The 14046-nt window shown below is 49.4% G+C and carries 6 protein-coding genes; 3 read left to right on the top strand and 3 right to left on the bottom strand.

The genetic code is table 11. The annotated features are described in order from the left end of the window. Positions 1 to 280 precede the first annotated feature (280 nt). The 3 genes from AB1656_17015 to AB1656_17005 all read right to left on the bottom strand — a co-directional run bounded on the left by AB1656_17015 (position 281) and on the right by AB1656_17005 (position 7499). On the bottom strand, positions 281 to 487 hold the full coding sequence (locus AB1656_17015; GenBank protein MEW6237087.1) for a hypothetical protein: 207 nt from the start codon (positions 485 to 487) through the stop codon (positions 281 to 283). Positions 488 to 675: 188 nt separating this feature from the next. After that, a complete protein-coding gene (locus AB1656_17010; GenBank protein ID MEW6237086.1) occupies positions 676 to 6963 on the bottom strand; it encodes a right-handed parallel beta-helix repeat-containing protein in 6288 nt (2095 codons plus the stop codon). Between the two features lie 152 nt (positions 6964 to 7115). After that, positions 7116 to 7499, bottom strand: coding sequence for a hypothetical protein (locus AB1656_17005; protein MEW6237085.1), 384 nt, complete (start codon positions 7497 to 7499; stop codon positions 7116 to 7118). Positions 7500 to 8012: 513 nt separating this feature from the next. On the opposite strand from AB1656_17005, the gene AB1656_17000 reads away from it, so the two are divergent. From AB1656_17000 to AB1656_16990, 3 genes are all read left to right on the top strand, one after another. After that, a complete protein-coding gene (locus AB1656_17000) occupies positions 8013 to 11192 on the top strand; it encodes a helicase-related protein (GenBank protein MEW6237084.1) in 3180 nt (1059 codons plus the stop codon). Continuing rightward, positions 11182 to 11331 carry a hypothetical protein gene (locus AB1656_16995; protein MEW6237083.1) on the top strand — a complete coding sequence of 50 codons (150 nt, stop codon included), beginning with the start codon at positions 11182 to 11184 and terminating at the stop codon, positions 11329 to 11331. Before AB1656_17000 ends, AB1656_16995 begins: the two co-directional genes overlap by 11 nt. Before the next feature lie 66 nt (positions 11332 to 11397). Then, positions 11398 to 14037: a hypothetical protein gene (locus AB1656_16990; protein ID MEW6237082.1), complete on the top strand. Its 2640-nt coding sequence runs from the start codon at positions 11398 to 11400 to the stop codon at positions 14035 to 14037. Positions 14038 to 14046: the final 9 nt, after the last annotated feature.

Below are 14046 nucleotides of genomic sequence, written 5' to 3'. Positions count from 1 at the left end.
CAGTTGCGGGACATGGATTCCAAGTTGGAGTATTTAATCGAGCAGAACTTCGAACATTTCCGGTGTTTGGCGGGGTATAAGTTGTGATCCTTATCGAGCAGGTACTTTGTTATATTGATTGGTCTCCGTAAAAAGAGAACGTCAGATAAGTTCCATTGGGGATGATCTCAAAGTCTATACCTATGAAGATTTGCATAAGGATGCCCAACAAAAATTCGCCATGGCGATGTCTTGTGGGATTAGGAGGTGCAGCCTGGTCCCTGAATGCCGATTCCGCGTGTCACAATCCTACCCACTTTTGATAGTCTTGGGTTCTTTTGGCCAGCGCTTCTTTTGTGATGCAATCGATTCCAAGCGCCTGATGGAAGAAATAGTCGTCGAGTTCGGGGTGGGACAATCCGGATAAATAGACGTTGATTACGATCCGGTCGAAACAATGATAAACGAACGCAAGCATCCCGCCAAACAGTTGGTAAAAGATATCCATGGTTTGTCCTCCTTTATCATGCTCGATGTTTTTACTGGTAGATTTTTAATGAGGGATTTCATATTGGAGGAGTATTGGATATAGAATTCAACGGAAAACCTGGAAGATGTCTTGTGGGTTTTGAGTATGCAAAACGCGGGGACAGCCTTGCGCCCGCCGTCTCCGCGTTTCCATTATTCTTTAGCCGGTTAGAATCCTTCCACCGATAATTTCAGCCAAGTGTAGAAATCGATTCCGGTACAAGGAAGAACGGGCTTGTAGTATTGCCCTTGGTTGTCCATGTATTTCACATTGCCTAAAGCGTCGACCGCCTGAAAGAAGATTTCCAAGTACTGTCCACATAGGCTCACTTGCCATTCTTTGGGGTTGCCGCTGGACTTCGTCATATCCAGGGCTTTCCATTCTCCCTCGCCGTCCGTATAGGTCAGGACGACGCGATACAGCGGATCGCCGCTTTGATCCCACCCTTGTATGCTAATTTGAGGCTCGCTGTCCGTATTGAAGACGGGTTCTGATAAGATTGGAGCGGTTGCGTCCGTCTTTTCGCCCATGTAATAGGTGCTGTACTTCACTTCCGTATATAAGCGCTCCGATTGCTTGTCTTTATTATACTGTCCCGCGATGAAAACGAATTTTTGCAGCGGGGGAATGCTGCCTTGTTGCGGAATTGTGTTTACTGTGAAAGGGATGGCCGGAAAATAACCGCTCTTTTCGAATACGCCTTCATTCACGTTCTCATCGCCCCACGCTCCGCCTTCTATAACGGGATCGAAGTTCGTTAGCGTGACGTACTTCGCCGATTCCAAGACTGCGCCTTTGGGGAAGAAACTCTCCGCGCCGGTGTAGAAGCCTATTCTTGGCTGGATGGGTTCGTTGACGTTCGTCTGCGTCACTCCATTGAAGGCGTAATAGCGCCCGGCTCCCGTTTGGTTTTCCTTCATGTAATTGTCTTTCAGCGCGGCTCCCAGTTGTACTTGGAAGAGGCTTCCAGTTACGGCTTTTGGCTCTACTTTCATCGGTTTCAAATCGAACGGGTTTTTGTATGTTTTTTCCGACAGCGGATTGATCTTGCCTTGCTCGCTGGAGGTTACCCGGAACATGGGTAAGCCATAGAGAATCATTCCAGACAGCACTTTCGCATCGTCGCTTATGTTTTGCTTAACTTCTTCTAAACTAAGATTCGAATCCGCTAAGCCGTTGCTTTCGTTCAACCAGTATTCGCGCTTGGCTTTTTGATAGGCTTCTCCGATGGTCATGGAGGCTGTGCCTGAGATGAGCGCATCGATGAACCGCAATCCTAACAGTTCCGTGAAGCCGATGCTTTCCAGGCTGGAACCGGCGAAGGCCGTGGTTCCTAAATACGCTCCAACTCCGGTTTTCATGAAGACGTCAGTAAAATTATCGTATTCCTTGGTTGGATTGGCGATGCGACGGTCGAGATTCAATCCTCCGTGGCCGCCCCAGTTCAGCATGATAGTACCCAGCATAGCATTGAATTGAGTTTTGGCAGATTTTGCCGATAAGGGCGATACCATTTTCGTGCGGTAAATCTTGTCGTGCGTTCCATGCAATCCTAAAATATTAATGGAATTGTTCGCTTTCATGGCGTCGATCAGTTCGAAGGGATCGTCCCCTTCCGGCAAGCGATTGACGAGGCCCAGGTCGGAAGACAGGATTTGCGCCGCCAGGTCTGCGCCGTTGGTATAGGAATCGCTTCCCGCCACTAACGCTTTGTCGAAATCGATCTGGCCGTTGTTGGCTAGGTAAGCGTCGATCATGGCGCTCATCTCTTCCGGCGTTTCCACTAACCTTCCTACTAACAAGTCGTTAGGCAAGTATAGTTCCTTTTCCAAGTCGGATTTCATCCATGATGGGGTGGAGTCTGCGAAATAGTCGTCTGTTAAAAGCCGGTCTTGGCGCAGCGCGATGGACAGCGGGTGGGTCTGATCCAGTTTTTTGTAATAATTAAATTCGCTGTTATTGGTTCGTGATTGGTTTTCTACGCGATAGAATGGAATAGCTGCATCCGAGCCGACGATGACGAGATACTTCACTTTGGCGTATTTCTGCTCGATGCGCTTGCTCCCGATAATCGCTTTTATGTCTTCCGCTATGGCATTAGCCATACGGATATTGTCCTGTCCTTCCGTTTTGGTTCCCTGGTATAATTGTTGGCTGTCCGCGTCCCAGGCTTTATACTTATCCCGCACGGAAGTGTATTGATCCAAATCCAGTATTTCGCCCAACACCGTCTTGTGCTGCAAAAGCATATTCAGTTTATTCAAGAACGCCGTGGTTCTTTCTTGCCCATACAATTCCACAAACCGATTTTTAGACAACACGGCTAAAGTCAAAACCTCATCCGGCTTGAGGGTCGGCGTTGCGGTGGGAGCGGCTGTCGGAGAGAAAGTCGCTTCCATCTGATTGGGCTTTAACAAAACCTGGATAAACAAGGATGTTGAACTTGCATTTACCTCAACCTCTTGCGTATCGTAACCGGATTTTTCGACGGTAATTTTATTTACGCCTTCCGGAATTTTTATGACGGCGGCGCCATACTCATTGGTTTTCTTGAAGGCTTCAATATCGTCCAAGACGTAGATTACATAAGCGTCAGGAACCAATTTTTTGCTAGTCTCGTCGATGACGTAGACGGTGAAATTCACATAAACCGCCGGTTTGAACGTTGGCGTCGAAGTGGGCGTCGGCGTATCCGCAAGCGTCGGTGAAGCAGAAGGAGAAAACGTTAGCGTCGGCGCCGTAGTTGGCGTATTTGTAGTAGTGAATGTAGCGGTGAATGTTGGAGCCAACGTCGGCGTAATCGTCGGCGTTGCCGTCGGAACGGACGTTGGCGTGAATGTGGGCGCCAGGGTTGGCGTTGATATAGGCATCGGCGTCGCCGTGGGCGTTGTGGTCTTCGTCGGCGTACTCGTTCCGGTTGGGGTCAAGGTCGGCGTTAATTTCAATGCGGGCGTGTTGGAAGGCGTCGGCGTCGATGAACTCATCGGCAGAAAAACGATTCCGTTGTTGATTTCCAAAGCCGAAGAAGACGATCCTTCCCGAATGGCGACGATCTTGAATTTGTAAACATTTCCGAACTGAGGTCCGTCTTTGAAAGACGCATCGAGATATCTCGCATCTTGCCGCCAATCGTAATCGACGGCGATTCCGCTTTGCATCGAAGCCAGGAAGGCGTATTCCTTCAAATTGACGCTGACGTAAATATGAATATCCGTAATGGCGCTAATCCCGAAATTCCAACGCAGAGTCAGAGCACGATTATTGGCGTCATCCATGTCGAATTTTCCGGTCAAATCAACCGTCGAATTGAGATCGTCCGTGACGATGAACGTATTGGCGGGTAGATTCATTTTGATGGGCGTCGGCGTAGAAGTGAACGTAGGCGTGAAAGTAGGCGTCGAGGTAGGCGTCCTCGTCGATGTAGGAGTCGGAGCGTTTGAATTGGCAAAATAAACGGGGAGCGGCATTTCAAGCATCGCGAGATCGCCGGAAGCCTTCACGCCGAAGAGTTTGAACCGGTAAGAAACGCCGAACTGAGGTCCTGTTTTGTAAGCGGCGTCCAAATAAGGAGAACTTTCTTTCCATTCGTAATAAACCGACAAGGGATCGACCTGGCCGAAATAGGACATAACTGAATTGTTGATGCTGACGTAAATGTTAATATAGCGGAAATTCGTCTCTTGGAATTTCCAACGCAGAACCAAAATGCGCCGATTGACGTCGTCCATGTCAAACTTTCCCATCAAATCGTCCATCGAATTGAGGTCATCCGTGACGATGAGCGTATTGGCGGGTAGATTCATTTCAATGGGCGTCGGCGTGGAAGTGAATGTGGGCGTGACGGTTGGCGTCGATGTCGGCGTCTTTGTCGATGTGGGAGAGGGAGCGTTGGCGTTGGTGAAGTAAACGGGAAGCCGCATTTCCAAGGTTGCGGGATCGCCGGAAGCCTTCACGCCGAAGAGTTTGAACCGGTAAGAAACTCCAAATTGAGGCCCTGTTTTATAGGCGGCGTCCATATAAGGCGAGTTTTCTTTCCATTCGTAATAAACCGACAAGGGATCGACCTGGCCGAAATAGGACATAACTGAATTGTTGATGCTGACGTAAATGTTAATATAGCGGAAATTCGTCTCTTGGAATTTCCAACGCAGGACCAAAATGCGCCGATTGACGTCATCCATATCGAACCTTCCCATCAAATCGTCAATCGAATTAAGATCGTCCGTTACGATAAATACATTGTCCGGCAAGTTCATCATGATCGGCGTTGGAGTTGGCGTCGATATGGGCGTAGGAGTATTGGTTGATGTTGGAGAATTCGTCGGGGTCGGCGTCGGCGCATCGGAACTGATGAAATAGACCGGCGTCGTCATCTCCAACGTCTCGGGATCGCCCGAATATTTAACGCCGAAAATCTTAAAACGATATGAATTGCCGAACTGAGGGCCTGATTGGAAAGAGGGATAGGCTATGGCTCCCAAACGCCACTCGAAATAAGTTGACGAAGCGGTGACTTGGCCGAAATAAGTCATGCTAGCGCCGTTTACGCTGACATACATATCGATATACCGCAGGCTCGTTTCCTTGAATTTCCAGCGCAGCGCCAGGGCGCGCCGGAGGGAATCGTCCTGATCGAATTGTCCCGTCAAATCGACCGTGGACTGCATATCGTCCGTAAGGATGAACGTTCCCGGCGTAAGATTCACAAATATGGGAACCAGCGTTGGAGTCAGCGTGTAAGTAGAAGTTTTCGTGGCGGTCGGCGCTTTTGTAAAAGTGGGAGTGGGCGTTAATGTCGGCGTATAGGTGTTTGTGGACGTGGGAGGGACGGTGGGCGTATCCATGCCGACTTTCATATAATAGATCGATTGAGAATAAAGATGGCCCTGCGGCGCATACAAAGGCCGAATGCTGAACCGATACGTATTGCCAAAGACGGGACCGTTTTTGTAAACGTTATTCGGCGTAAAAAGCGGATTGCCTTCTCTCCATTCGAAGACGCCGATTTTCGTTCCCGCCATCCGGCACATAAATTCGTAGCCGCCGCCGTTGACGCTGACATAAAGATCGATCGAGCTGGTAATGGCGCTGGGATAATTCCACCATATCGCCAAGCAGCGGTCGTCGCTCTCGTCCTGATCGAATCGCCCGGAAAGATCTTCCATTATCGTCATGAATCCCGCTGAGGGATATAAATCGTCCGTAATAACCACGGCGCCTTGGGGAATGCGATCCATCATCGGCAGCGTCGGCGTGGGCGTCGGCGTAAATGTCGGCGATATGGTGGGCGTCTTTGTAAACGTCGGCGTTCTTGAAGGCGTAAGCGTATAAGTGGGAGTTGGCGTATTCCGCGGCTTGTCCGTCACCAACGGCGACTCGCTGTATGTATGAATGACAACGGAGCCGACGGATGAATCGTCGCGGCTGTCCCAGATCTTACTAAGATTCAATACGCCTTGTTTTAACTCGGAAGTAGTCGGTTCGCCCCAATAGTTGCCATCGGCAATGATGCCAGCCGTATGATCATTATATATATCGTATTCCTCGTTATCATAGATATCGTTTCCAGTGAATTCAATTTTTGTAGAAGAAGAATTGTTATTAATTCCAATTCGATTGCCAACAATAATATTTTTTGTAAATCCCTGTGCGCCTAATTTCCCAATCCCCCATTCAACGCCAATGTCATTGCCTTCGATTACGCAATTAACAACATCGTTAGCGTATGAACCAAATTTTATACCTTCGATTTTATTATCAATAATATTGCAATTGATTATCGAGATAGAACCGGTATACCCACTTACTCCTACGTAATTATAACTTATATTGCAGTTATTTAGAGTAACTTGTGCCTGAGATTTATCGACAAATAATGCATAATAAAAATTATTTGTAATATTGCTATCGCTAATTTCACACGAAGCGTAACAATGTATTGCACGATGATATTCACGAGAACTGCCATTCTTCTGGATTGTGCAATGGCTGATGATGGGTGGGCCGCCTTCGATAGATAAGGCTTCGCAGCCGTATTCGACAATGCAATAAAACATAATCGCCTGCTTGCTGAAAATTCTAATGCCATACCATTCCGTCGGCTGGGGATCGCTGGAAGCGGATGTAAATGTGATGGGATTGGATTCCAAGCCTTGAGCATCGAAAACAGCGTCCTCTTCCACGATGATTTCGATGCGGTTGTTCTTTTTCCCTGCGAGTTGATCGTCGAAGTTGGCGTCCATTTTAACGATGGTTCCGGGCAGGATAGTCAGTTTGCCGGTTTTCTTCACCGTGACGTCGCCGGTAAGAAAAACCGTACCCGACCACACTTCCTCGCCGGTAATCGCTCCCGATGTAGTGATCGCCCAGCTGGAAGAAAAGGATGCCGTTAAAACAGTGAAAGAGAAAAAGAGGCAAAAAAATGCGTTGATGTTCGGCAAGAAATTCGTATTCATTGGATTCCTCCGTGGTTTGTACAAATACGAATTATTGGAACGGTAAAAGAGTATATAAACAGAATTTTAAAATACTACGAATTTTTAAAAAAAATAGATTCTCTTTCCATTTTCGCTTCGAAAATTAAGCGAGAAAACTCGGCGTCAAACCGTTAGCTAATGCTTATGAAGTTAGCAATAGAAAAGTTTCTTAGAAAAGAATCGTGCTTCTTGGGCTCGTTGGATGGATGAAGAATGGTTCCTCCCTTATGAGTGCCATGCCGTATTCTCAAGTATGACCTGTAGAAATACTTGTGGATCTGAATCGAAAATACGGCTTCGTTGGCAGTGAGAAATAGAGAAAAACCAATCCCCCGCGAGAAATACTCGACGCCGTCGTCGAATTGCCCGCGATTGGCTTCGAAATGAAGCGGAAGCTGACCAAAGGCCTGGGCATGATATACTTTTTGAACATCGTTTCCAGGTTGCGAATATTCCGCCGCGCCGCCGGGAATTGCTGTCAGAGAAAGCAGGAAGAGAATAAAGTATTTTTTCATGAAAAGCCTCCCCAATCGTTAAACCGATTATTCACTAGCGAATTATTTTGTTTTTTGACGTAACGAGCCGATTTTGTCCTGTTTTAACGTAAGAATTTCAAAATTTCTACGAGAAATTGATTTTTGGCGAAATATTTTTTAAATGGGGGATAAACGGAGCGGGGGGAGGGAGATTGAAAATAAGAGGTGATGGGCGTTTCGCCAACCGATGACAGATTCTTGGAACAATTGTACCTGATTCATCCCTCTTACTCCGAATTCCCTCGCCACTTGATGGGATACGGCAGCCAAACGCAACTATAATTATATACATTAAAACTTAATCATAACCACCTGAAAAATAAGACTTTGAATGGATCAGCCAGGAGAAATTTACGCGAAAAGATTAGCCGACATCCACTTTATTTTTTCAGTTTTGTCGAGACAATAAATAAGTAAGATGTTACTATACATTAAAATTTCATTTGTATATATTCGTTGTTTATTAGTTTTTTTGCATTTTAGGGAATTCGAATGGAAAATTTATTGCCCGGCGCTGAAGTTGCTACTCGCGGTTTGCGGTGGGAAATCGTTTATTCTGAACGATTAGGCCAACAAATCCTATACCGATTACGCGGTTTGGAGGGTTCGTTCAAGAATCATGAATTCGATCTTCTTTCTCCATTTGAAGAAATGGAACCGGTTATTCGCGATTTATGCCCCGAACGAGCTGCTCCCCTAGGGAATTGGCTGATCTATCACCAAGCCTTCTTGCTTGAACAATCCCTGGGACCGAAAGCCCTACTTTCGGTTCAACCGGGGCGTTTGCGTATGGAGCCTTACCAACTAGTACCCGTCCTGCGAGCGCTTCAAATGAGCCGGGTTCGGCTTCTGTTGGCTGATGGAGTCGGTCTTGGAAAAACCATTCAAGCCGGTCTGATCCTGACAGAACTTATGGCGCGTCGAATTGCCCACCGGATTCTTGTGGTATCTCCGGCGGGGCTTTTACTTGAACAATGGAAAACGGAGATGAGCGAACGGTTCGGCCTCCGTTTAATAGTAGTGGATCGTGAAAAACTGGAAGAAATCCGAAAAGAAACCGAATTGGGCGCTAATCCTTTCGATTTTATTCCCTTGGGACTCGTCTCCCTCGACTTTCTCAAACAAGAACGGATTTTGGAACAGTTGGAACGAACGAGTTATGACGTCATTATAATCGACGAGGCGCATCATTGCATGGACGTTGGATCGCATCCTGTATGGGAGGATTCTCAACGCCGCCGATTGGCGGAAATATTGGCGCGCCAATGCGACTCGTTGCTGCTTTTAACGGCAACGCCCCACGACGGCAACGATCGTTCTTTCGCCTCGCTATGCGAGTTGTTGGATCCCTCTTTGGTGGATGGACGCGGCGCGTTGCGAGGCGAGCGATATCGGGAACATGTTGTAAGGCGTTTGAAAGTCCATATTCATGGTCTTTTTAAACAAAGAGAAGTGTTTCCTTGCCCGGTGACCGCTTTACCCGCAAATTCGCCTAATTTCATTAAACTCAACAAAGCCCTTTTGGAATTAATCGGTCCGGAGTTACGCCGGTCTTTTCGCGAAAGGCGCTATGACAATGCGCTAGCGTATATTTCGTTATTAAAACGCAGCGTTTCTACGGTGGAAGCCTGTAAATCGACTCTCCAAGTCGTTGCCGAACGCTTTCAAAGCTTACTCGCCGAGAAAGCGGATATGCAAGAAATCCGTCGTCAAAGACTCAAAACTCTACGCGAATACCATCGCAAACTGGAGCGGTTTGGCGTGATTAGTCCGGAAGAAGAGGAAGAGAAACAATTGTTAGAAGCGGAGGATTTGGCTCAACAATTGGCTGAATTGCAAAAGGAGGTTCGTTCCGGTTCCCGTCAATTAACCAAAGTCGCCAATGTGGTTGAAGCGCTCGATAATCTGGCGTCTTTGACGGAAAAAGCCGTGGAAGAAGATCCCAAATTATGGCGACTCGTCGAAGAAATTCACAAGATTCGTTCCAACGAAGCCCGCGCCAATATTCTGATTTACACGGAATACACAACCAGCCAAGACGCGGTGGTTCGATTCTTAAAAAAATCCAAATTCGGAGACGTAATCACTCTCAAGGGGGATGATCCTGAAAAAGACCGTAGAATAAACACCGAGCGTTTCCGAACCTCGGACAATTTGATTCTCGTCAGTACGGACGCCGCGGCGGAAGGTCTCAATCTCCATCAACGATGCCACAACCTCATCCACCTGGAATTACCGTTTAATCCTAACCGTTTGGAACAACGGAACGGGCGCATCGATCGGTACGGACAAGAACAGAATCCTATTGTTCGTTATCTGTATTTGCGCGGCTCTTTTGAAGAACGAATTTTGTTGCGGTTAATTGCAAAGTACGAAAGACAACGGGCGCGGCTCACTTTCGTTCCCAATACGCTGGGAATCTCTTCAGGGATCGATGCCGGAAACGAGAGATTGCTGAAAGGATTGCTCGAGGAAGAATCTCGACTTTTCAAAGAGGAAGAAACATTATTCGATTTTAATTCCGGCCAGGAAAATGAGGGAGCGGATGACGCCACGCGCGAGATATTGGAAGAAATTGACCGGAGCCTTAATCATTATGAAAAAGCGTCCCGCGCTCATGTTTGGTTGGGGGACGCCGGTCTGCACGCCGAGCAACAACAAATGGAGGATGCGGAAAACGCTCGCATTCAAGGCCAGAGAGTCGGTATTAACGATTTGGCAAGGTTTGTGATTGATGCGGTTTTATTGGATGGCGGGGATACGCAAGGCAATGTCGAGAACGAAACGTTTCAACTCGTTCTTCCGCCTTCCTGGCATTATGGATTGGATGATCTTCCCGGATACGATTCGGCTTCTCGCTGCGTCCGGCTCACCACGAATTTGGAAGTGACCAAAGATTCGGAGGAACGCGCCGTCGGTTTTTTAGGGCGCGCCCATCCCCTGGTTCAGCGGTCGCTTGAACGGGTGCGCCATCTGTCCTATGGCGGCGCCGCCCATCAGGGACTCGATCCGCGCGTAAGCGCCGTTAAAGCCGATGTCGAGCAGCCATGTCTTTTATTTACCAATTTAGGCCGTATTTCCAGTAGGGCGGGCCGGGAATTGGAACAGGTAGTCGCCGTTAAAATATCTCAAGGAACAATTCCGGATGTCTTTCTTTCCGCCGAGGAATGGCTGTCGTGGGCGGAAAAGGCAAAAGCTGTAAATACGGCCGATATATGGAAGAATTATTTTGCCGCCTGGGCGGAGGGGTTGAATGAACCATCCCGACAAGCCGCTTTGGATAAATTCCAACCTATCGCTCGAGAGTTTATCGAACATAGAAAAAAAATGTTGGAAGAAGAGAAAAAGCAACAAGAGGATTGGTTGCGGCAACGGGCCATAGAAATTACCGGCGCGTCAACTCCCCAACCCGTCCAACTAAGTCTTTTCGATCAGGAAACTCAAAACGAAATGCTTTCTTCTTGGGCTTCCTTACCTTCGCCTCACGAACGATTGGCCGCCTTTGCCGCCGATTCATCCCAACCGATCGCCAAACGCAGCGAAGCGGATGGAGTATTACGCATTTATGCCAAACGCATGGCCGATCTCGATGCTCGCCTGCAAAAGAGCGAACCGGAAATGATTCCCATCGGCATCCTTTTGCTGATTCCGGAGGCCGGCCATGCCGCTTGAAATTCTCCGCGATTGCGCATTTACCGGCCCGGCGTTTTCCGAACCGTTTGTTCGTTATGAATTGGAGAAGGAACTCAAAAAACATGGACTGCTTCCCAAAACCGCAGGAACGGAGGGCGAGCGGCTCCAAGAAAGTTAGAATATTTATCGCCGCAAACTGCGGGAATTGGCGGCGCGAGGCGGTTCCATTCGGGTTCGCAATCAAGTGATCGAACCGTTGATATCGAGATTGGGCTATTCTGCGCTCCAATCGTCTCCCGATGTAAAAACACGCGAAGGCTTGGAATCCGGCGGTTTTCTCTTGGTCTCTCAAGACGGGAAAATCCAACTGCGCGTATGGGCAGTCGATTTCGACATCGATCTGGATGCTCCCTCCAAACGGGGCAGAGCCTATCGCTACAGTCATACCCGCATCGCGCAACGGGTATTGCTCGCTTCAGGCGAACGTTTGGGGCTGATTACCAACGGCGTGGAGTTGCGTCTGTTAATTGGCGATCCCGCCCGTCCCGATTCGCAGATCGTCATTAAAATCGATCCTCTTTGGAAACGCAGCCGGGAGGTTCCCGACTCGTATATTCTGCTGTTGGCGCTGGCCTCGCCAGCTGGAATTCAATCCATTCCGAAATTGGTCGAACAGGCGCGCTTGCAGCAAACCCGCGTTACTAAAGAACTGCGGGTCCAGGCGCGGCAAGCGGTTGAAAAGTTCGTGCAAGAGGTATTGGATCATCCCCGGAATCGGGAGTATTTGTCGCAATGCGCAGATCGGGAAAAACTGGCGAAAGACCTGTGGCGCGAAGGGTTGATTACCGTATACCGGCTGTTATTCGTTTTGAAGTTGGAATCCACCGACGATCCCGCCCGCGCGTTAAGTTTCGCATCCAGCGGTCTTTGGCGGAACTCCTATTCGCCCAGCATGGCGTTGACTCGCGTCGTTCGCGATATTTTGGATCGCGGAGCGGAAACGGGCGAATTTCTGGAACAAGGATTGCGTTCCATTTTTCGCATGTTCGAGAGCGGACTCGAATGCGCCGAATTGAATATCAAGCCTCTAGGCGGCGCGCTGTTCGGCAAAGCCGCCGCACCGATTCTCTCCCGCTGGCATTGGGGAGAACGGGGCGCGGCGCTGCTGCTCGACCGGCTGTTGTGGACGACGCCCCGAAAACGCGGAGCGAGTTCCCGCGAACGAGTGCATTACGGACCGTTGGATGTGGAAGACCTGGGGCGCGTTTATGAAGCGCTGCTCGAATTGGAGCCGGGAATTGCTACCGAACTCATGTGCCGCCTGCGCCGCAGCAAGTTGGAAGTAGTTGTTCCCGCAGCTCAGGGCGAGAAATACAAGCCGCTCCAACCGATAGAAGAACCTGCGGATGAAACGAATGAAGACGAGTTGGAAGAACCGGAAGAAGAGGAAGAAACCTCCGGACGAGGCAAGAAGACCAAGGTGGAATGGATGGAAGAAATTCCCCCCGGACGTTTTTATCTCCGCGTCGGATTGGGACGCAAAGCCACCGGTTCCTATTATACGCCTCATTCCTTTGTTCGATTTTTAACGCAAGAGACTTTGGGGCCAATTTTAGCGGAACGATGTCCAAAGGATAATCCCCAGCCGGGGGAAATTCTCAAGATCAAAGTTCTCGATCCGGCGATGGGCAGCGGGCATTTCTTAGTCGAAGCCTGCCGCTATTTGGGGGAAGCGTTGTACGAAGCCTGCCGATTATGCGACGAGCTGGCCTTGAAAGCGGAAAGCCGAGCCGAACGCGCAAAAACCGAGGAGGAACGCAAAGCCGCCTTGGAGGAAGCGCGGCAGCTGCGGCAGCGCATCGTCGACTTGCCCGATCCCAACGACGAAATGCTCCAATACCTTCCCAGCCGCGCGCCGGAACGGGAGGAATCGGGCGTCTCGCAGCGCAAGGCCGAGGCGCTCTGCCGCCGTTTGGCGGCGGTGCATTGCCTCTATGGCGTGGATAAGAATCCGCTGGCGGTGGAACTGGCGAAGCTCTCGCTCTGGATCGAAGCCCACGGCGAAGGGCTGCCGCTTACGTTTCTCGATCATCGCCTGATCGTGGGCGATTCGCTCACCGGGCCGTTCTGGACCGATCTGCTCCGGCGCCCGGGAAGCCAAAAAGGAATTGAAAATCTTTGGGAGCAGATGATTCAAACGGATTTAAGCGACGCCTTGCATGACGCCATTCGCTATGTTTCCCGCCTGGAAGCCGAAGTAGGAGTAACGCTGGCCCAGATGGAAGACAAAACTCGGCTCAAGCGGGAGATGGATCGCAAACTCGCTCCCTTCCGTGCTCTCGCGGCGGCGTGGACCGGCGGCGTTATGCTGGGGCCGGAGCGCTGCGACGATGGGGCGTATGAAGCGCTAGTTTCTTCCATCGCGCAAACCCGCGACTTGCCGGAGACGCTGCCGGACAACAAAGCCTTGCGCAACATGCTGGCGCGCGGCTTGGGCGTCGCACCGGAAATAGTTCCTCTTGGCCGAGACGAATTATACGCCCTGATGCGCAACGGAACCTGCATTCCCGCCATTCCCTACGATTTGACATTTCCCGAAGCGTTTTACCCCACCGGCGTTCCGCATGGACGCAGAGGATTTGATGTAGTGTTGGGCAATCCGCCGTGGGATGCGATACGACCTAAAGCAAAAGAATTTTTTGCCGCTTACGATTTTGAAATTCTATCCGCGCCAACGAAACGCGAAAGAACCCAAATTGAAAAGCGGTATAATGTCCCCCAAAATTTAGACAGGGGGTTAAGGTGGAAAATCGGCTTGCCGAGAGTAGGCAAGGAGGTTTTCCGAAATGAAGAGAATCCAAAAGAAATACGACGGAGTTTTTAAGACGAAAGT

Source organism: Candidatus Omnitrophota bacterium (assembly GCA_040755155.1).
GTDB lineage: Bacteria > Hinthialibacterota > Hinthialibacteria > Hinthialibacterales > Hinthialibacteraceae > JBFMBP01.
Note: the sequence above shows the minus strand (reverse complement) of the source record. Positions and strands in the feature narration are given on the sequence as shown.